This window comes from Halomonas sp. WWR20 (assembly GCF_054602495.1).
On record NZ_JBTRHR010000002.1, the window covers coordinates 529,922 to 550,311 of the forward strand.

18 protein-coding genes and 1 pseudogene are annotated in these 20,390 nt (G+C 61.4%); 9 read left to right on the plus strand and 10 right to left on the minus strand.

The window, feature by feature from the left end:
* Positions 1-10: 10 nt before the first annotated feature.
* Together ACW4DH_RS05830 and ACW4DH_RS05835 are read right to left on the minus strand one after the other, a co-directional pair.
* On the minus strand, positions 11-1,039 hold the full coding sequence (locus ACW4DH_RS05830) for a potassium channel family protein (RefSeq protein ID WP_459635415.1): 1,029 nt from the start codon (positions 1,037-1,039) through the stop codon (positions 11-13).
* Between the two features lie 137 nt (positions 1,040-1,176).
* On the minus strand, positions 1,177-1,521 hold the full coding sequence (locus ACW4DH_RS05835; RefSeq protein ID WP_459635416.1) for a hypothetical protein: 345 nt from the start codon (positions 1,519-1,521) through the stop codon (positions 1,177-1,179).
* A 237-nt stretch (positions 1,522-1,758) separates the two neighbouring features.
* Between ACW4DH_RS05835 and ACW4DH_RS05840 the strand changes: the two genes are divergently transcribed.
* The 6 genes and pseudogenes from ACW4DH_RS05840 (at position 1,759) to ACW4DH_RS05865 (ending at position 6,666) form a co-directional block, all read left to right on the plus strand.
* Positions 1,759-1,938: a hypothetical protein gene (locus ACW4DH_RS05840; RefSeq protein ID WP_459635417.1), complete on the plus strand. Its 180-nt coding sequence runs from the start codon at positions 1,759-1,761 to the stop codon at positions 1,936-1,938.
* A 146-nt stretch (positions 1,939-2,084) separates the two neighbouring features.
* A complete protein-coding gene (locus ACW4DH_RS05845; protein ID WP_459635418.1) occupies positions 2,085-2,366 on the plus strand; it encodes a hypothetical protein in 282 nt (93 codons plus the stop codon).
* Positions 2,367-2,960: 594 nt separating this feature from the next.
* Positions 2,961-3,423 (plus strand): annotated as a pseudogene (locus tag ACW4DH_RS05850) (extracellular solute-binding protein); the annotation flags it as partial.
* 61 nt (positions 3,424-3,484) lie between these two features.
* On the plus strand, positions 3,485-3,748 hold the full coding sequence (locus ACW4DH_RS05855) for a TOBE domain-containing protein (RefSeq protein ID WP_459635419.1): 264 nt from the start codon (positions 3,485-3,487) through the stop codon (positions 3,746-3,748).
* A gap of 36 nt (positions 3,749-3,784) precedes the next feature.
* Positions 3,785-4,567 carry a glycerophosphodiester phosphodiesterase family protein gene (locus ACW4DH_RS05860; RefSeq protein ID WP_459635420.1) on the plus strand — a complete coding sequence of 261 codons (783 nt, stop codon included), beginning with the start codon at positions 3,785-3,787 and terminating at the stop codon, positions 4,565-4,567.
* A 329-nt stretch (positions 4,568-4,896) separates the two neighbouring features.
* Complete coding sequence (locus ACW4DH_RS05865) at positions 4,897-6,666, plus strand: methyl-accepting chemotaxis protein (RefSeq protein WP_459635421.1); 1,770 nt, start codon at positions 4,897-4,899, stop codon at positions 6,664-6,666.
* 292 nt (positions 6,667-6,958) lie between these two features.
* On the opposite strand, the gene ACW4DH_RS05870 is transcribed toward ACW4DH_RS05865, so the two are convergent.
* Complete coding sequence (locus ACW4DH_RS05870) at positions 6,959-7,132, minus strand: hypothetical protein (protein WP_459635422.1); 174 nt, start codon at positions 7,130-7,132, stop codon at positions 6,959-6,961.
* A 229-nt stretch (positions 7,133-7,361) separates the two neighbouring features.
* Here ACW4DH_RS05870 and ACW4DH_RS05875 point away from each other — a divergent pair, with 229 nt between their 5' ends.
* Positions 7,362-10,739, plus strand: coding sequence for a cellulose binding domain-containing protein (locus tag ACW4DH_RS05875; protein ID WP_459635423.1), 3,378 nt, complete (start codon positions 7,362-7,364; stop codon positions 10,737-10,739).
* 144 nt (positions 10,740-10,883) lie between these two features.
* On the opposite strand, the gene yccS is transcribed toward ACW4DH_RS05875, so the two are convergent.
* Positions 10,884-13,127 carry a YccS family putative transporter gene (gene yccS / locus ACW4DH_RS05880; protein WP_459635424.1) on the minus strand — a complete coding sequence of 748 codons (2,244 nt, stop codon included), beginning with the start codon at positions 13,125-13,127 and terminating at the stop codon, positions 10,884-10,886.
* Positions 13,128-13,511: 384 nt separating this feature from the next.
* Here yccS and ACW4DH_RS05885 point away from each other — a divergent pair, with 384 nt between their 5' ends.
* Both ACW4DH_RS05885 and ACW4DH_RS05890 read left to right on the plus strand, forming a co-directional pair.
* A complete protein-coding gene (locus ACW4DH_RS05885) occupies positions 13,512-14,810 on the plus strand; it encodes an SDR family oxidoreductase (protein ID WP_459635425.1) in 1,299 nt (432 codons plus the stop codon).
* Positions 14,807-15,274, plus strand: coding sequence for a DUF2269 family protein (locus ACW4DH_RS05890; RefSeq protein WP_459635426.1), 468 nt, complete (start codon positions 14,807-14,809; stop codon positions 15,272-15,274). The genes ACW4DH_RS05885 and ACW4DH_RS05890 overlap by 4 nt, the downstream gene beginning before the upstream one ends.
* 8 nt (positions 15,275-15,282) lie before the next feature.
* Here ACW4DH_RS05890 and ACW4DH_RS05895 read toward each other — a convergent pair whose 3' ends face one another.
* The 6 genes from ACW4DH_RS05895 to ACW4DH_RS05920 form a co-directional block, all read right to left on the minus strand.
* On the minus strand, positions 15,283-15,678 hold the full coding sequence (locus tag ACW4DH_RS05895; protein ID WP_459635427.1) for a hypothetical protein: 396 nt from the start codon (positions 15,676-15,678) through the stop codon (positions 15,283-15,285).
* Positions 15,679-15,915: 237 nt separating this feature from the next.
* The gene (locus tag ACW4DH_RS05900; protein WP_459635428.1) at positions 15,916-17,274 is read right to left on the minus strand and encodes a uracil-xanthine permease family protein; all 1,359 of its coding nucleotides are present in this window, start codon (positions 17,272-17,274) and stop codon (positions 15,916-15,918) included.
* Between the two features lie 149 nt (positions 17,275-17,423).
* A complete protein-coding gene (locus ACW4DH_RS05905; RefSeq protein ID WP_459635429.1) occupies positions 17,424-17,786 on the minus strand; it encodes a YkvA family protein in 363 nt (120 codons plus the stop codon).
* Between the two features lie 140 nt (positions 17,787-17,926).
* Complete coding sequence (locus ACW4DH_RS05910) at positions 17,927-18,169, minus strand: DUF2061 domain-containing protein (RefSeq protein WP_459635430.1); 243 nt, start codon at positions 18,167-18,169, stop codon at positions 17,927-17,929.
* Positions 18,170-18,332: 163 nt separating this feature from the next.
* Positions 18,333-18,776, minus strand: a complete 444-nt coding sequence (locus tag ACW4DH_RS05915) for a C40 family peptidase (RefSeq protein ID WP_459635534.1) — start codon at positions 18,774-18,776, stop codon at positions 18,333-18,335.
* A gap of 328 nt (positions 18,777-19,104) precedes the next feature.
* Positions 19,105-20,343, minus strand: coding sequence for an acetamidase/formamidase family protein (locus ACW4DH_RS05920; RefSeq protein ID WP_459635431.1), 1,239 nt, complete (start codon positions 20,341-20,343; stop codon positions 19,105-19,107).
* Positions 20,344-20,390: the final 47 nt, after the last annotated feature.

Sequence of the window (20,390 nt, forward strand, 5' to 3'; positions counted from 1 at the left end):
AAGACGTGAATTAGGAGGGAGGCGGCAGCGGTTCTGTCTGCCACATCTCACGCCACTGCCAGCCGTCATTCTCGACGTAGGTAAGCAGCAGCCTTTGCCGGTCAAGCGAAGACAGATGGGCGCGGATAGCCTCGGGCGATTTCGCCAGGAAGGGCAGGCTGGAGCATGCTTTGAGATCGGGAATCGGCGGGGCCTCGCGCGCCGGATAGATAAAGGCGGCCTCCAGTGTGTGCAGAAACTCATCGATCACGCGTTGCGCGGTGAGCAGTTGCGAGCGCGATGTCGCAGGAAGCTCAGGACACGAGTAAAGAATGATCGAAAGCGCTTCATCCAGGCGCGCCAGCGCCAGGGCCAGGGCCGTGTCCTCTTCGACACTATGGAAGAAGTGCAATATCGGGTAGGCCAGATGCTTTTGGCTGTTGCCCGCGATGGAGCCCTGAATCTGCTGAAGTTGATTGCATAGGCTCTGAAAATCCCCTTTGCCGACATGCGATTCGATAATCTCAAGCGGGCTGCGCCCCATGACATTGATCGAGAGCGCCAGCTGGCGCTTCTCGGTAGCGGCCGAGAGGATCGGGATGGCATAGGTCACCGAAAGGGTGAAAAGCAGGAAACCGTTACCTGCGGCTAAAGTCGCCAGCAGGCGCCATTGGGGAGCGCCGGGCACGAAGTCGCCGTAGCCCAGCGTCGTGATGGTATAGCCGATAAAGTAGAGACGCTCCATCAGCGACGCGGTGACCATCGAGGTGGAGTTCACCACCGCCTGTGGCGAACTGGAGAAGACCAGAAACCAGCCCAGCCAGGTAAAGACCAGCCAGCAGAGAACCAGAGAAAACGTAATCCAGGTTCCTGCCGAGCCCAGCAGCTTATGCTGAGGGCGGCGTCGATGAAAGCGCAGCAAAAGAGACCACACGCCTTTGGTGAGGCGGTTGGTCAAGGGGCCGGAGCTGGAGGCAGACAGAGTGGTTTTTATGCAGTCGTAGGCGACACCAAGTATCAACAGCACACCGAGCATGCCCCACAGCGGGTGTTCGTCCATTCCAGATATCCTTTTCCGAAAAATGCCACGTATGAGCCGATGCGTTGCTCGCGTACCGACTCATGGGCAAAACGGATCATCCTGATCCCGATTACGGTCTTGCTAAACACGGCCCCTGACGAGGCCAATCGCTAAGATTACGGCTTACCTTTCCTCTTGGCCTGTTCTTCCAGCCAAGCGCCGTCCATCGCTTGTATCATGTCTATGAAGACATCCGCTTCGACGGGGAGTTCCAGCGCTTCGAGATACGACTGAATGTCATCGAAGGGGATGGGATATGGCAGGGGATCGGTCGCGCGCGTCTTGGACAGCGTGGCGAAGGCCTTCAGATACCAGCGTTCGGTCTCGTCGAGCCCCGACATATCGGCATCCTCGCTGAACGCCTCACCGCTGCCGACGCTGTCGCGAACCACGCTGATAAGCGTCTGCTTGCGCTGCTCTGGAGTCCTGCCTGTCGTGTCATGCGAAGAAGTGTGTGGCATGCGTCGGGCCCTCCTGTGGCTAATGTTTGGCTCGTCGTCAACGCGCTTACGTGAGCACAGCATAGTCAGCTTGCAATGATGAGCCAGGGTGGCGCCGCACATGAACAGCCAGCCGATGATCCGTCACGCCCATGCGCACAACGATCCGACTGCCAGTAAAGGCGGGCTGCGCTTGGTGCCGGCCACGGGGTGATCTACGCTCACAGAGTCAATCCACGCCGTAACCGGAGAGGATCTATGCCATACAGCTATCTGAACGCTAGCGAAGGTGACTTCACGACCCGGGTCGACAAGGGAGACAACCACTCCGAGGGGTTCGTTGTCTACGACACCGACACCAGCGAGGAGTACGGGGTTTTCCCCAGCGAAGAACAAGCGCAGCAGGCGTGCGCCGAACTCAATGCCAAGCAGACCTGAGGCGCCAGGCCCCACGAATCGAAAAGTCACCGCGAGGCAGTGTGCGGTGGCTTTGCTGTCTCTAGGCAGACCGGGCATGGCTGCAGGCCATGCCGGACCTGTCTTACCGTGAAATCGTGAAGAAGACCATAGCCAGGGAGCCCATCATGCCAACCTTCGAACTGGTGGTCTGGAAAGTGGAAGCAGGCGAAAAGACCAGAAATCATGAGCCGATGAGCATTGCGCTCGAGAACCCGCCTACGGTTGGCCAGGAACTTAGCGCAGAAGAGCTGCCGGCGCTTGAGAAGAGGGGCCTGCGATTTCCGGTCAAGGTGACGGCGATTACCGACTCCGATCTCGAGCAGTCTACATGCGCGATTCATGTCGAGGAGAATCCCCAAGGGCTGGTGGGACCAGGCTCGGCGAGCCCCCAGTTCAACAACGACTAGCGGCGTCTGGTTTTCCGGCATTCTTGCCAAGCGCAAGCCCACTCTGCCCATACCGCTGGCGGCGTTAACGAGGTGGGGGATGCCCGCGAACCTGCCTGTTGAGGCGTGCTACGGCAATAGCGATGACGAACAGCGCTAGGTTCCTCGAAGATCGCTTGTGATCATCGCGGCAGGTCATTGTTCATGGGGTTCGTCTCTACGAATCCAGCCTCTCCTATTCTTCCCCCGCATCATTGGCCGCGTGCAGCCTGCGGCAAAAGCCCCTTGACGATAAACGTACCCGACATCAGCCGCGCCTCCTGGTCTGGGCTCGAGCGCCATCGCCGACTATTGCCATTCCGCTCAATGCTCACGACTGTCACTGGATTGAAAGATACGGTGCCTAGAGTTGTCTGCACGTTTCGACGGGCATGACTAGGCTCCGGCAATGCTCGTTCGAGCAAGCGGTTTTACCGGTATGGCGACCAGCTACTGGGGGCGGCGTCAGCGCCAAAGCTTAGCCGGGCCCATCCATATGTCCCGTATTCTCTAGGAGTCCGCATGCAACGCTCATCGCTTTCGTCCGTCACCCCCGGCGCCCGTCGTACGCAATGGATGCTGGGTCTCGCCACTGCCGCGCTGTTGGGCGCGTCGTCGGCCCGGGCCGCCACCCAGATCGAGTGATGGCACGCCATGGGTGCCGAACTCGGGCAGAAGGTCGAGGAGATCGCCGCCGACTTCAACGCCAGCCAGGACGAGTACGTCGTCAAGCCGGTATTCAAGGGCAACTATACCGAGACGATGACCTCCGCCATCGCCGCTTTCCGTGCCGGCAAGGCCGCAGATCGTGCAGATCTACGAGGTCGGTACCGCCATCATGATGAACGCCCAGGGCACTATCGTGCCGGTGCATGAACTAATGGCCGACTATTCGGCGGATTTCGATCCGGACGCCTACCTGCCCGCCGTCTCGGGCCACTACACCGACCCCAACGGGCAGATGCTGTCGATGCCGTTCAATTCGTCGACACCGGTGATGTATTACAACCGTGACGTGCTGGCCGAGGCCGGTGTCGAGGAGGTACCCGACTCTGGGCATTCGCCCCGAGCATCTGCTGGTACTGGCGCCCGATGAGCCCATGCCGCAGGGCGCGGCCGGCCTCGAGGTTCAGGTCGAGCTGGTCGAGCCGCTGGGCGCCGACACCCTGGCCTACACGCGCCTGACGGGACAGGCCGCGCCGCTGGTGGTGCGCCTGGACGGTGAGCGGGCGGTACGCGAAGGCGAGTCGCTGCGCCTGGTGCTACCGCCGCAGCGCGCCCATCTGTTTGGGGCCGACAGCCGGCGCTTGAATAGCGCCCCGCCCGAAACGGCCGCCGCCTTCGCGGCTCAAACCTGCCACTGAATACCGGCCTGCCGCGCCGGCACACAAGGAATCCCCATGACTGCACCGAAGCGTCGCCGCATTCCCCAACTGCCTCGAGTCATTGCCCATCGTGGGCATTCCGCACATGCCCCGGAGAATACCCTGGCGGCCATCCGCGCCGCCCATGCCGCGGGCTGTCGTTGGGTCGAGCTCGATGTTCAGCTGCTCGGCGATGGTACGCCGGTTCTCTGGCACGATGCCGATGTGGGGCGCTGTTCGAATGGTGCGGGCCGGCTGCGCGATCTGAGGCTGGACACGGCACGCCGGCTCGATGTCGGCCGCTGGTTTCACCCCCGCTTCGCCGGTGAGCGTATCGCCACCCTCGATGAGGCCCTGACGCTGCTGGCCGAGCTGGACATGGGACTGAATCTCGAACTCAAGCTGAGCCCGGGGCGCGCCGCCGCGGCACTGGTCGATACGACGGTGGCGATGGCGGTGGCCGCGCTGCCGCCGGAGCGGCTGTTGCTGTCCTCGTTCTCGTACGAGGCGCTCGAGCTGGCGCGCGATGCCGATGCCGATGTCGCCCTGGGGCTGCTCTGCGGCACGCTCCCGCGCCACTGGCGCAGGATGGCCGAGGCCATCGCCGCCTTCGGCATGCACGTCAACTGGCGCGCCATGACCCGGCGTGCGGCGGCCGAAGTGGCGGCCAGCGAGCATCGCCTGTTGTGCTATACCGTGAACAGGGCCGAGAGCTTCGCGCCACGCTGGGCCTGGGGCGTGGATGCGGTGATCAGTGATGACCCCGGGCTGTTCGACACCAGCGCGCCGCTCTGGGCGAGCCAGCAGCGGGCCGGCTGAATGGAGGCCCACGCCACGGACTCAAGCGACAAGGCGCTGAGCCCCGGCAGCGCTACGTTCTCGAACAGCTCACCCGGCATGAGCGCCTCGATGTCGAGCCGTTGGACACTGCACTGGGCGTGAAGCCGCAGACCGTCATGAAGTGGGCGGGCCATGAGTCTCGTCTGGTTAAAAAACGCGCAGAAGCGTGGTGCGACAGGAGAATGGCAAGAAAAGGCGTGTTCCGGCAGGAAATCCTGGCTTTTTAAGTTTTGTAACTAAATGTTTTTGGGGTGAGGTCGATAATGAAATGAAGTTCCATTTTTCGAGACTACCCCGGAGTACTCACGATGTCGACTGTCTCCAGGCTCGGCCGCCTGCCAACGTTCAGCCTGCAATCGAAGATATTGATGCTGGTATTGATTCCGCTGCTGTTGGTCATCGTGGCGCTGGTGTGCTTCGCCGCTTACGACCGCACGCAAGACACCGAGTCTGATCTGATCGAACAGCGCGCCATGCTGATCGAGGCTCGCAAAAGGGCAGTGCAGGATGTCGTCGAGACGGCCATGACCGCCATCGCGCCCATCGTGGCCAATGCCGGGCCCAACGATACTGAAGCCCAGTCACGCGCCCGGGATGCCCTCAGGAGCATTCGCTTCGACAATGAAAACTACATATTCGTTTACGACCTTTCAGGCACAAGGATAGTGCAGCCAGTCAAGCCGGAGAGCGAGGGCAGCAACGCGCTGGATACCCAGGATGCCAAGGGCAACTATCTGTTGCGCGATATGATCAAGATTGCCAAAGAAGGGGGCGGTTTCTACCAGTACGACTGGACGCATCCGGCGACGAAGGAGATCGTGCCGAAATACTCGTACTTGGCCGTTGTCGAAAAATGGGGCTGGTTGCTGGGCGCGGGGGTCTACGCCACCGAGGTCGACGAGGCGATGGCGGCGCTCCAGGCCAGAGGCACGCGTGCTCTGCACCACTTCCTGCTGATGGCAGCGCTGGCCGGCGCCCTGATCTTTGCCGGCGTGGCCGCAATCGCCGTGTGGCTGGTGCGCCGTACCGTCCAGCCGGTCCGGCGCACGGCGAGTGCCATGCAGGACATCGCCCGGGGCAAGGGCGACCTGACCCGGCGCCTGGAGGTGACGAGCCACGACGAGATCGGTGAGCTGGCCACCCAGTTCAACGCCTTCGTGGCGCGTATGCAGGATACTTTACGCCAGGTACGCACCAGCACGGCAAGTGTGCATCAGGCGGCAGGAGAAATCGCCCAGGGCAGCGAAGAGCTGGCCACGCGCACCGATCAGGCCGCGGCCAACCTGCAGGAGACCTCGGCTTCCATGGAGGAAATCACCTCGACGGTCAACCACAGCGCCGACTCGGCCCAGCAGGCCAACCAACTGGTACAGGTCACCGCCGAGGTGGCCCGCCAGGGCGAGACGGCGATGCAGCAGGTCGAGCGTACCATGAGCGACATCGACGCCTCGGCAAGCAGGATCAGCGACATCATCACCATGATCGACTCCATCGCCTTCCAGACCAACATCCTGGCGCTCAATGCCTCGGTGGAAGCAGCGCGGGCCGGCGAACACGGCCGCGGCTTTGCGGTGGTCGCGCAGGAAGTCCGTACCCTGGCCAGCCGTTCCGGCGAGGCCTCCCGCGAGATCCGCACGCTGATCGACACCTCGGTATCGTATACCCGTTCCGGGACCGAACTGGTGCGTAGCGCCGGACAGACCATGCAGGAGATCGTGACCAGTGTGGCCCGGGTCACCGACGTGATCGGCGAGATCAGCGCCGCGGCCCGCGAGCAGAGCAGCGGCATCGGCCAAGTCAATACCGCCGTGGCGGAGATGGACACCATGACCCAGCAGAACTCGGCGATGGTGCAGCAATCCTCGTCCGCCGCGACCGAGATGCGCCGCCACGCCGAGCATCTCCGGGCGCTGATCGACACCTTCGTGCTCGGCGACGATGCTCCTGCGTCTCGTGCGTTGGCGTCACGGCCTGCCCCAGCCCAATCGGGCGCTACCCCAAACCGGACATCCGCCTCGCCGGTCGCCGTCAGGCGCCGCTCCGCAAGCCAGGCCGCCGAAGAGTGGGAGGCGTTCTAGGCCGCAAGGCAGCATGACGCATCGGCCAGGGCTTGCCCTGGCCGATGTCGTATCAGGCCAGGTATTGGTGAGATACGAGTCTGGGCATGCAGCTCGGTGTTCTGGGCCGTCTCGGTCAGAACATAATTAAAAGCTTTACCCCTGCTAAATTTATCCTCCTCCCGCTTCCTGCCTCGCTTGCCATGTCCCGCTGCCATTCCGGCCATCTCATCGGAAGCGGTGCCTTCGGATTCGCGGCGTCGCGCCGGTTGGTGCGCTTTCCGGGATTCTTTTGCAGGTCGCTGAAATGGTTTCATAGGTCGATGCCGATGCCGATGCCGATGCCGATGCCGATGCCGATGCCGATGCCGATGCCGATGCCGATGCCGATGCCGATGCCGATGCCGATGCCGATGCCGATGGCAATTTGAATGTTCCGTATCGCTTGATCTTCTTCGGTAGCTGCCGCTAGGTTATTTCCGATCATTAGTTTTAATTACAGAAGTAGTTAAAAAGAATTAGATAGTGGGTGTTGCATAAATGTGATGAGAGCGATGGCCCGTGCCGCGTCGCCTTGGGGAGCCACCGCCGATCCAGTGAACTTCTGGTTCGCTGACTGCACATTTGGCAGCGTAATCCAGCCACTCCTTTATTAGGTTCCTGCAACAACCGTAAGGCGAGTTGTCGTTAATTCCCGTTTTGGCAAGGAGGTCCGCATGGGGGCGCGTGTCGACTACACGGTTACCAGCCAGTGGAATGGAGGATTCGTTTTCGAAGTTCTGGTCACGAATACCGGAACTCAGGCGATCCGGGATTACCAGGTGGGCTTCGATCTGCCTGGAGACATCACTCAGGTATGGAACGGGCAGGTCACGGCTCATGAGGGCGAGGGATATGTCATCATGGACGATGATGACGCCAACGATATCGCGCCGGGCGAGACTGCCCGCTTCAAGGTTCAGGTAGCCAGCGACAACGCCCAACTCCCTACCCGCTTTACAGTCAACGAGCAGCCGGCCATCGTCGAGAATCCCGAGGTGGCCTTGCCCGGCGATGGCTCCGGGCAAGACGCCTTCGTCGACAATGTCGCTGTGGTGGGGCCTGATATCACCGCAGCCGAACTGCAGACGCTAATCAACGAGGCACCCGAAGATGCCACGGTGCAGTTGGCAGCCGGAGACTTCGTCTTCAACGATTCCCTTACCATCACGCGTTCCGATGTTTCCCTGGTGGGGGCCGGTTCCGATGCAACGACCATCACTTTCACCAACGAGGCACTCGACAGGAATCCCGACCACGGAATTTACGTCGTAGGTGCCGGGACGGCTGCTGCGGGGCGCCTGCGCGACAATGCGGACGAGCATGACACGACCCTGACCCTGGAAAGTGGGCATCGTCTCGACGTGGGCGATACGGTGCGCATCTGGCAGGACAACGATGCCGAGTACTTCGCCGCGATAGGCAACGACTCATGGAAGGGAAGTGCCACGTCTCCGTTGCGTACCAGCATGGCCAAGGTCGAGGCCGTGGATGGCAGTGCGGTCACTCTCGATCGTGGCGTTCACTTCGACTTCGAAGGCGGGGAGGCCAGGATTCAGCGTGTCGACACGCTGGAGAACGTGACATTGCAGGGCTTCACGGTGCAGTACGAGCTCGGTACGCCGGACAATGCTGTGTTCAGCAACACGCTGCCACGCCTGCTTGACTACCATGCCCTGGAGTTCGACGGCACGGTGGATAGCCGTATGTCCGATATTCAGGTAATCAACGGGCCTTCTGTCGCGTTCGAATTCGCCCGTTCCCTGGATGCGAAGGCCGACCATCTGGAAGCCCATGGGAGCTTCAACAAGGGCAGCGGAGGTAACGGTTACGCCTACGAACTTTACGAAAGCTACGGTGGGGAGTTCATCCAGCTGGAAGACTCCGGCATGCGCCATAGTGCGCTGTTTGCTTCCTGGCGGTCTTCCGTCAATAACGAGGTGCACGTGGCCTTTACCGACCGTGACATCAACTTCCACGGCGGACGGGACCATGACAACATCGTGCAGGTCGACCGGTCGATACGCGACCCCGCCACCGATAGGATGTCGCCGACGCTATGGATCAATCAGGGCGGCGAAAGCTTTGGCGCTCCGACCGATCCTGCCGCCAATGAGGTCACCTTCGACTACGCGATCGGCTCTCGCCGTAACGACGTGGTGGAGTCGAGTGATGACGGGGCCTATCTCGACGGTGCGCTGGGCCACGATACGCTGATCGGGAGCAATGCTGACGACACGCTCCGTGGGGGGATGGGCAACGATATCCTGGAAGGAGGACGCGGCACCGATACCGCCATTCTCGCTCAGGAGTATGCCGACTATGATATCAGTGCCATGCAGGATGGCAGCGTCTTCCTCGATGGCAGCGGCGACGACGACATACTGATCGACATCGAGCGGGCGGTGTTTGCCGACGGGACCCGGCTCAATGTCGACTCGCGCACCGTCACGCAGGGGCCGACGCCGCAGACTCCCACTCCCGAAGAAATATTGGCCAATGACATTGAGGTCTTTCCAGACCTCGAAAGCGAGGACAGGCGTCCCGATACAGCGGACGAAGCCCCCGAAGGGGATGCCCAGGAGGATCTTTCCGCATTGGTCAGGCTCGAGAGCGTGAGCCGTTGGTCAACGGGCTACGTGATGGCTGTCGAGGTAACCAATACATCCGATACCTCGATCGACAATCCGCAGATACGCTTTGACCTTCCCGTGGACGTTACGCAATTCTATGGGGCAAGCCTGCTCTCGCAGGATGGAGATACTTATACGGTCGCCTACGAGGGCAACGATACGCTGGCGCCTGACGCGACGATGCGTTTCTCCTTCAAGGCCTATGCTCCGGAGAGCCACCTGCCCGAAGCGCTGAAGCTGAACGACACCGACCTCGCGGTCGACCCCTCCCAACTGTATGCCGGGAGTGGCGACGAGCCCGTCGTCGACGCGCAGACCTCGGTCACCAGCAATATCGTCAATACATGGTCGAGCGGCTATACCGCCGAAGTGCTTGTCGAGAACACCTCGAACCTGGCGATCACCAATCCTACAGTGAGTTTCGGCCTGCCGGGAGAGATCGACACGCTCTGGAACGGGGTCATGGAGCGCGACGGTGATCGCTATACCGTATCCGACGACAATGCCAACGTGCTCCAACCCGGTGATGTCTGGCGCTTCTCGTATCGGGTCTACGATACCCATCAGGCGCTCCCCAGCGATACGACGGTTATCGGCGAGCCGGGACCGCCCGAGAGCGAACCGACCACCGTGACCAGCAACATGATCAATGTCTGGGCGAGCGGCTATACCACCGAAGTGCTCGTCGAGAATACTTCGGGGACGGCTATCGCCGACCCCACCGTCAGCTTCGAGCTTCCGGTAGATATCGATACCCTCTGGAACGGCGTGGTAATGCGTGACGGCAACCGCTACACGGTGACTGACGATACGCCTAGCGTTCTGCAGCCGGGAGATACGTGGCGCTTTACCTACCGGGTCTACGATACCGACCAGGCGCTTCCCAGCGAGACGGTGGTGCAGGGCCAGGCCGAGCCGGCAAAGGTCGACCCCTCGCAAACCCAGTTGCCGGTAGATACCCATGGCAACCCCATTACGGGCGAGGCGGGAGACACCCTGACCGGAACGGCAGGTGACGACACGCTCAATGGCCTGCGGGGGGATGATTACATCAGCGGCGCTGGCGGACAGGATCGCCTGGTCGGCGGACGCGGTGCCGATATGCTCACCGGCGGCGTCGGCACCGACACTTTTGCCTATCTTTTCACTTCCGATTCCACCCCGCTCAAGCGCGATACGATTCTGGATTTCAACCGCCTCGAGGGCGACAAAATCGACCTCTCCGCCATCGACGCCGATGCTCGTCTCGACGGCAACCAGAACTTCGTCTGGCTCGGCAAGAGTGGCTTTAGCGGGAACGGTGGGGAGATTCGCACTTCGGGGACAACGCTCCAGGCGGATGTCAACGGGGACGGCGTTGTAGACATGGCGGTTGATGTTCTTGGGGTCAGTGCGCTCGTGTCCGAAGATGCCATCATATAGTCAACAAGCCCGACAGCCGGCAGGAATGGCCTTGCCACGACCAGAGGCTTTCAACATACCCATCGCATCACGCCGATCCATCGCTTCGGCGGGGTCATCGAGACATGACTGTCGCGCAGAAGCGCGAAGTGAGTCACGCGCCCTCTAGGTCATCCTCCTGGCCTTCGGGCTCGCGGCGTCGCGCAAAAGCCGCGTCGCCGCATCGCTCAGCGGGCCCATCTGACGACAGATCATCGCCAATTGGGTCTGCACTAGGCGCTGGGTATCATCCACGTCGTCGGGTAGTTGCTCCAGCCGTTCGGCCAGCGCCTCAGGAGGAGAGTCAAAGTCGCTCAGGGGCTGGCGAAGTTCGAGTGAGCGGGCAATCGCCTCGAGATACTCCATGATGCGCGTGAAGGCGTCTTCCAGCAGGGCATCGTGAATGCTGCTTTCGGCGTTGTGGCGATGTGCGCCCAGCGTCGAGAGGTATCCCAGCAGGGTATGCTCGGCCACCAGAAAGCGCGCGCCATCGTCGGCGTTGCGCCGATAGTGGCCGGGCTCGAGCAGTATGTTGGAAAGCTTCGTCGATAACGCGGCATCGGCGTTATGCGCGTTGCGTCGCGCCAACCGGTAGGCCAGATCGTCGCGCTTGCCGCGCTTGTACTGATGCATGATTTCCTGCAGATAGCGGCGGCTGGCGGCTACCGCGGCGGCGGCCTCGCGGTTGAGCCGGCGTCCCTGCCAGTCGGGCAGGATCAGCATCACCGCGAGCCCGGCGATCAGGGCGCCGAGCAGCGTGTCGAGCAGGCGCGGCAGAATCAGCCCGAAGCCGTCGCCGACCTGATGGAAACAGCACAGCACCAGTAGCGTGATCGCCGCGGTCGCCAGCGTGTAGTGGCTAGTGCGGGTGGCGAAGAACACGACCCCGGCAAGCACTGCGAACGAGGATTGTATCTCGGGATAAGGAAACAGCGTGATCAGCGCCCAGCCGGCGACCAGGCCCGCCACCGTGCCGATGATGCGCTGGCGCAGGAAGCGGTGGGTGGCACCGAAGTTGGGGCGGCACACGAACAACGTGGTCAGCAGTATCCAGTAGCCCTGGGTGGGATGGATCAGCTTGAGCACGCCGTAGCCGATCATCAGCGCTAGCGAGAGGCGCAGGGCATGACGAAAAATCGGCGAACGCGGCTCCAGATGGCGACGGATACGCTGCCAGATGTCCTTGACGCCGTGCGGTGAGCGGTCGAACAGACTGCGGTCGCCGTCGCTGGGAATGACCTCCGGATTATCGGCGCGGGCCAGTTGGCGTTCCAGTTCGGTGAGGTTGATCAATAGCGCATTGAGCGAACGCAGCAGGCGCCAGCGCGTGGAGGACGGCGTGTCATCGGCTTGGGCACGCAGATATTTCAATGAAGCGCGTAGATCGTCCAGGGCTCGTTCGCTGGCGTGGTGGTCGAAGGGCCGGCGCAGCAGCAGGGCACGGCCCAGCGCCCGGCACGCCTTACCCTGCTGTCTGAGCAGGTGGTGGCAGCGAAACAGTACGTCGCTGTGAAAAAAGGTTTCGGCCAGGGCCGCATAGGGGTAGTGCGTCGAGCTGGCACGCTCGTGAATATCCTGGGCGATGAAATACAGCCGCAGGTAGCGGTCGAGCTTGGCGCTGCTGCGCTGTCCTTCGAGGCGACTGAATATCATCTCCTTGGTCTGGTTCAGCGCATTGACGACGCGTCCGTTCTGGCGCGCCAACGCCATACGACGCTCCTCGAAGTCGACCTCGCGGACCGGCTCGAACAGCGTCGACTTGATGATCAGATAATCGCCGAGTTCACCGAGCAGCGTGGCCAGGCTCTGCTTGACCGGCTGATGGGTAAACAGCGCATGCCAGAGAATCGACAGCACGCCGTACCAGGCCGCGCCCGCCACCAGTAGCGCCGGGCCATGCCAGAGGTTGCCGGGTGGCGTGCCGTGGCGTTGTTCGATGCCGATCATGGTATAGATCGCCAGAATCAGCGTGGCGAAGGCGATGGTGGCGTAGCGTTGTCCGACCGCCCCGAGCATGATCATTACGAAGGTGGACATACCCAGCCCGGCGGCGAACAGCCAGGGCCTGTCGAACAGCAGCTCAACCGACAGCGATGCGACACTGAAACACAACAGCGTGACCATCAGCGCCTGCGTCCGGCCCTGCCAGCTGTCGTCGGTTTCCGCCAGAGCGCTGGCGATGACCCCCAGGAACAGCGGAATCAGTACGCCGATGTCGTCCTGTTGCCAGCTCCACAGCATGGCGCCGGAGAGGGCGATGAACACGCGCAGGCTGTAGGCGAACTTGTCCAACGTCCATAACCGTCGCAGCGGCAAGGGCAAAATGGCGGTAGTCATGCGCGGCATACGGTTGGCACCGGTGGAGGACATGAACGGGTATCCGAATGGCGGCTCAGGCGAATTGGCATAGCCTAAGTATAATACCAAAGTCGAATGGCTTTTAAGCTGGCCGGAAAGGGTTGTTGGGGGCTTTTCTCGGTAAGGAAAAAGTATTTTGTAATGGTAAGGGGATCTGGTTTGCCGTGCGAAGATCGCGCTTCGGTTGGCTAACCCGCGCCGCTTCAGCCAATCTGAAGCCAGTTGCCGGCCGGGATGGGCCGGGCATCCGAGATGCCGTTTTTCTGCAGGGAAGGCTATGGATCACTCACTCTCTTCACGTATATTGCCCCGCTCGCTGAGCAATGTTCACGCGCTGAACTTGCCGGGGACAATAGATGCGCAATGCCAAGCATTGGGATGCTTGGCAGGTCCCGTTTGCGCCAAGCGTCACTGCCCTCGACCATGACGGTACTGCTCGTCGGCGGGACCGGCTTCATCGGCCGGCATCTGCTCGCGGCGCTGCAGGCGGACGGGCATCGTATCGTCGCCACGTCGCGTCGCGGTCGCGGCCCCCAGTTGCCGGGCGTGGAGTGGCGGGCGCTGGATCTCGCCCGCCTGGACGAAGAATCGCAGACCTTCGCCTGGCCCACGGATATCGATGTGGTGATCAACGCAGCCGGCCTATTGAGCAGCAATGCCGCCACGCTGAGTGCCGTGCAGGACCGGGGCAGCCGGGCGCTGTTCGATCTCGTCGCCCGTCATGGCGCTCGGGTCGTGCAGTTCTCGGCACTGGGGGCCGGCGAGCAGCCCGACATCCCCTTTCTCGCCAGCAAGGCCGCCGCCGACGAGCACCTGCTTGCCCTGGGCATCCCCGCCGTGGTGCTGCGTCCTTCGCTGGTCCTCGGCCGGGGTGGGGCCAGCAGCGCCTGGCTGACGCAGCTATCACCCTGGCCACTGATTCCCTTACTGGATACCCAGGCACGGGCGCAGCCGGTGCATATCGACGATCTCGTCGCCGCGGTACTGGCGCTGCTGCGCCAGTGGCCGGATGCGTCCCGTGCGTTGCCGCTGGTGGGGCCTGAGGCCATGAGCCTACCGCAACTGACCGACCGTCTGCGCGCCGCGCAGGGCTGGCGGCCGGCGCGTTACGTGCAGGTGCCCCGGCCGCTGGCGGCACTCGGGGCGCGGATCGGCGATCGGCTGGGCTGGCGAGCGCTGAATACGCAGACCGTGACGCTGGCGCGGCGTGACAATACCGCCTCGACAGAGCCGCTTGCCCAGGCCTGCGGTTTTCATGCCGCGCCGCTTGGCGCACGGCTGAACGACTGGCCGAGCGTCGCCGAAAGCGTCGCGGCGGCATTGCGCCCGGTCTTCCTCGCGGTACTGGCCATCATCTGGCTGGGCACTGCGCTGGTGTGCCTGGGGCCGGGGTACGCCTGGGGGCTGCGCATCATGGCCGAGGCAGGCGTGAACGGCACGCCGGCAAGCCTGGCGGTCGTCTCCGGGGCGCTGCTCGATGCAATGTTGGGTATCGGCCTGCTGTGGCCACGCTTTCGACGCTGGGCACTGCTGGCGCAGATGGTCTTGATGCTGGGGTATATGCTGATCATCACGCTGCTGCTCCCGCACTACTGGTTCGACCCCTTTGCCGCAGTGGGCAAGAACGCAGCGCTGCTGGCCATCAGCCTATGGCTTTTTTTGACCGAACCGAGACACCGGGAGACGAGCCAATGAACCTATATCTGCTCATGAAGACCCTGCACATTCTCTCGTCGACCCTACTGTTCGGCACCGGGTTGGGCTCGGCATATTACACGCTACGCGCCTGGCGGAGCGGGAATCTGCAGGTGATGGCGGCGACCTTCCGCTACCTGGTCACGGCAGACTGGCTGTTCATCGCCACCACGGCAGTGTTCCAGCCACTCAGCGGCCTGGCGCTGGTACATCTCGTTGGCTGGCCGCTGACCCAGACCTGGCTGTTATGGAGTCTGGGGCTCTACGTGTTTGCCGGGGCCTGCTGGTTGCCGGTGGTATGGCTGCAGATTCGCGTGCGCGATTTATGCCACGACGCCCTGCGCGATAACCAGCCGGTGCCGCCTTTGGTGGAGCGTTACATGCGCATCTGGTTCGTGCTGGGCTGGCCGGCATTCGCCGCCTTCATCGTGATCTTCTATCTGATGGTGGCCAAGCCCAGCTGAGCGCGCAATCATCGCAGCTGGCGATCCAGCAGCGTCTCGATGTTGCCTTTTATCTCGGGTGCCAGTTTGATGAAGGGCGTCTGCAATTCGGCCAGCGCCGTGGCCGTGGTCGTATCGAAGAGATTCAGGTCGCTGTCCTGACAGTAGAGCAGGGCGGCGATGCCATGGCGCCGAACCAGCGAGGGCGTCTCGCTCGGATAGTAGACACGCACGCCCTTGACGAGGGTCGCGTGGTTCCAGGGGTAATCGTTGATCAGGGCCCGCACTTCATAGCGCCTCGACTGGGCGATCAGCGCTTGGATGCGGTAATGCTCGTAACTCAACCCACAGATGACCACCGGCGTCGTGGGGCGGCTTTTATTGCGTCTGGCAAGCGTGCGCAGTCGATCGAGAAGAGGATTCATGTGCCGGGTCTTTCAGCGGTTGATGTCATCGCCATCATCCTTGCTTTTGTTTTGGTCTTGTCACGCACAGTCACTTCACCGTGTGTGATACTCCGCTTCCGGCGAAGTGATTCATCACTCGTTGTGCTCTTTTCCTAGCTTTAGCATTCACCCGGCAATCGATGCAATCTTAATTCCAGTCTTTGCTAATCATCACAAGCGTTAACTACGGGCAGCGGTCGCCTGTCGGACCGCGGCTCAGTGCGGGGACTCACCGTCCCAGTCGCGCGGCAGGATGAGGTTGAGAATGATCGACACCAGCGCGCCGGGAATCAGCCCCGACTCCAGCAGCACACCGACCTGCTCGGGGGCGCCGGCATACAGCTCCTGTTGGGCGGGTACGCCGATGGCCACGGCCAGCGACACGCCGACAATCAGCATGTTGCGCTTGTTGAATTCGGCACGAGCAAGCATTTTTACCCCGGCACTGGCGATCATGCCGAACATGATCACTACCGCTCCGCCGAGTACCGCGGCGGGGATCGAGGACACCAGCGCCCCCAACTTGGGCACCAGCCCGGCGCAGACCAGAAACCCGCCACCGATGGCGACGACGAAACGGCTGGCCACACCGGTCAGTGCGACCAGGCCAACGTTCTGGCTGAAGCTGATCTGTGGAAAGGCACTGAACAGCGCCGCCAGGCTACTGGACAGCCCATCGGCCATGACGCCGCCGGAGAGCTCGCGCGGAGTGGCTTCGCGCTCGGTGCCGCCGATCGCGGTACCCGAGATATCGCCGATGGATTCGGCGCAGGTGACCAGCGCCATCAGCGTGATGGCGAGAATCGCCGCCGGGTCGAAGGAGAGTCCCAGCGCCAGCGGCATGGGGAACTGAAACCAGCTGGCGGCGGCAACCTTGGATAGGTCCAGCATGCCTAGGGGAGCGGCCACCACGCAGCCGACCAGGATGCCGATCAGCACTGCGGCTTCGGAGAGAAAGCCGCGTGCGAACTGGTGAAAACTTACGGTAACCACGAACACCAGCAACGCCAGCAGCAGATGCTGCGGGGCGCCGAAGTCCTCGGCGCCGTAACCGCCGCCGACGTAGGCGAAACCCACCGGCAGCAGCAGCAGGCCGATCATCAGTACGAAGGTGCCCGCCACCACTGGCGGAAAGAAGAAGCTCAGGCGCTTGTAGAACAGCCCGACGGCAGCCATGGCCAGCCCGCCGATCAGCGAGGCGCCAAGCACCGCATCGATCCCCTGGCTGGCGGCTACCGGAATCATCACCGGCACGAAACCGAAGCTGGTACCCATGACAATGGGTAGCCGTGCGCCCACCGGGCCGACGCCCAACGTCTGCACCAGGGTGGCGACGCCGGCGACAAACATGGCCATCTGCACCAGAAACGTCGTATCGGACCCGGAAAGCCCCACTGCGCCGGCGATGATCAGCGGTACTGCCGCATTGCTGACGAACATCGCCAGCACGTGCTGTATCCCCAGCGGGATGGCCTTGCGCAGCGGCGGCAGGTAGTTGACGTCGCGCAGCCGCGCGCGATCGTCGGCAGTGTCGGGCGGTACGGAATCAGTGGGAGTGACGGGGTCGTGTTTCACGGGAATGGGGTCTCCAGGAGGCCATTGTTCTTGTCCAAGCAATCCGTAAAACCGTACACAACTTTTGTGTACAGACAAGAACGCTTACGACTAATGCGTTGGGTAACGCCACTATGCAAGCCGTCACCAGGCAATCGCCCAAACGCCGCTCAGGACTGTTTCCACCAACGCGACAGGGCGTGCTCGGCACGTTCGCAGACGTCATCGTCGATGTACATCGCTACCGTGACCAGTGCCGCGCCTATCGCACTGGCATCATCGGCGTAGCCGACGCCGGGAAGCAGGTCGGGAATCGCGTCGAGAGGCGAAATGAAATAGCCCAGCGCGCCGATGATGGTGGTCTTGGCCCATAGCGGTACGTCGGGGCGCTGCAGCACGTAATAGAGCTGCAGTATCTTGAGGGCGAGTTGACGCCCGCCGCGCCGACCGAAGCGAGCCAGCTTCTGGCCGAGTCGCGTCTCGGAGTAATCGCTCTGGTAGGACGTCGTGTCGGGGACGTTGTCGTGAGCCATGGGCGCGCTCCGGGCCGAAAGATAGCCATCAGCCTAGCGCGAATCGTGTCTCAGGACGAACCCGACCGTTTGGGCTCGGGCGCAGGAGTGTTGGCAGGCCGTGATATCAGCTGTATACAAGACGTGGGAATGCAAGGTTCTCAGCCATGACAGGCGCGAGTGAAAGTCGAACGCCCAGGCGCGACCCGGGCAGTGTCGATGGCCGGCGGGTGGCGCTTGCCGAAGCGCTCCCAGGCTTTCTCGTGGAAGAAATAGGCCACGGTGTTGACAGCGGGCTCGACCATGGCGATCAGGCCGCCCAGCACCCAACTGCCGGTCATGAGATAGGTGACGGTGAAGGCCACGGAGAAATGTACGCAGGCAAAGGTCAAGGTCTTGATCACGGGGCTCTCCCAACAATATCAGTAAGATATCTTACGGCGTGGTTGTTTGTTTTCAAAAACAATCAAATTTATCTTTTTGATAGCGTGATGTTATAGGAACGCCATGGCCAGACATGCTGGCCCGGCCAAGGGTAATATCAAGAAGGGGGCGCCGATCATTCGCTCAGGGCGCGGGGCCCGCGGCGCCGAGGTAGTGCTTCTGCCAGTAGCGGATATCGAGAGACGAGGTAGTAACGTGGCGTCCGCTGCCCGGCGCATGGATCATCCGGTTATCGCCCAGGTAGATACCGACGTGAGTGGCCTTGGCCCGCGAGCCGAAGAACAGCAGATCGCCGGGACGCGCTTCGTCACGCCGAGGGAGCCGTTCGAACTGGGCGCGCGCGGTGCGCGGCGTGGTGATGCCCGCTGCCTGATAGACCATCTGCACCAGGCCGGAACAGTCCACCCCCTCGGAGGTATGGCCGCCATAGCGATAGGGCGTGCCCAGCATCTGTCGGGCATTGGCGAGAATCAGCGCACGCTCGATCGACAGATCCTGGGCCGTGATTGGCGCATCGTCGCGGGTGCGCAGCTCCGGCCCGGCGCACCCGCTCAAGAGCAATACCATGAGTAGCAGGCCCAGCAGCGGCCCACCTCGGCGGACCCGGTCCTGGCGTATGAAGCCTGCTTCCCGTGTACGGGGGAAAGTTGCCATGCCTGACGCCATGAAGGTTCCTCGCGCGACTCGACTCAACCGATGTATGACTCGAGTGTAGCGAAAGTACCAATACAAGTAGATGCATTTCAGACTCGACAGCACTACAACGCCATCAGTTTCTCGGCGATGAAGGGCTAGGGAGGCAAGCCCGGCACAAGGCCGGGCGGCATAATTATTCTCGTTGTTTCAACGTTAGTGGGTCACCAGAAGTTTTTTTCTACGTGACTTCGTCAATCGGTTAATCTTCGCTTTCAAAATTATTGAAGTCTGACTTTCGGATTAGCGCATGGATCCCTTTGGTTTTGTCAACAACCTGCGAGACTTCAAAGTCTGTCGCAGCGCTGAGATAGGCGAAGGCCAAGGCCTCATCGATATTGTAATGTTCCTTTAAGAACCTGATTGATTCACGCACCGACTTGACCATCGCCTCGTCAAGGTCTTCATCAAGCCCAATAGTGATCCAGTAGTCGTCTGTTTCACCCAACGGCTGGGACAATTCTTTTCCAGGGATTTGGTCCTGTCCACTCTTCAGTAGCGACAGGCGGAACGTAGCACGTGCGGAACCCTCCAGCGCCGTTAGCGCCACCTCACCGTCTCCCTGAGAAAAATGACTATCGCCGGTATAAAACAACGCTCCCGGGACTTGAACGGAATAGTAAACGGTGGCTCCCTCCCCTAATTCATTGATATCTGCATTGCCTCCATGACTTGCAGGGGGGACGGAGTGGACGGGTTGATCGGTATCCGCAGCTACGCCCATCAGTCCCATGAAGGGATGGAGCGGAAACTCAATACTTCTGTTATCGCCAGCTTCGAGAACGCCAATATAGCCGTCACCTTCTGCTTGAATGGGCGTAAACACCGAGACATTGCCATAACGCTCAAAGTTTTCGGGGCTAGCGTCAGGCTGCGCCGGAGTTTGAGGATACTCGCCGGGAAGGGCGCCCTTGCCATGGCGATTGGAAATTACACCATAAGGAACACGAGGTTCTATCGTAAGAATTTCGACTTTCAGTACATCACCTGGCTCAGCCCCTTCGATCGCAACAGGTCCTGTCACTACATGAGGACCGTCCTCCTCAAAATCATGCTCAAGATCAGAATCAGTCAACGCGATGGCATCTTGCAGCACTTGGTCGGTTGGCACACCCTTCGAGCCGAAATAGGCAGCAGGGTCGCGTCCCTGATCCTCTAAAATGCCTTCGTGAGAGATCGTGTCGAAGGTCACCGTGCTACCGGAAGGCACCGTTAGTACCGGCTCGTATGTGCGATTAGGCAAATGGCCCCAAGTGACGGTATCCAATGTTGAGGGGACGTAATAATTGCCTGAATAGGCTCCTTCTTCGATGCGGGTTGGCGTGTCACGCAGCTGTTGAAGTACCTTGAAATCCGCAGTCCCCGCCGCATGCGACGTTAAGGCGAGTGGTGCTAGAACGAAGGGCAAAAGCCCTGTTGGGATCCATTTATATGTTGGCATGCTCATTTTCCCTTGATTGCATCGATACTTGGCTCATTCGTTCCGAG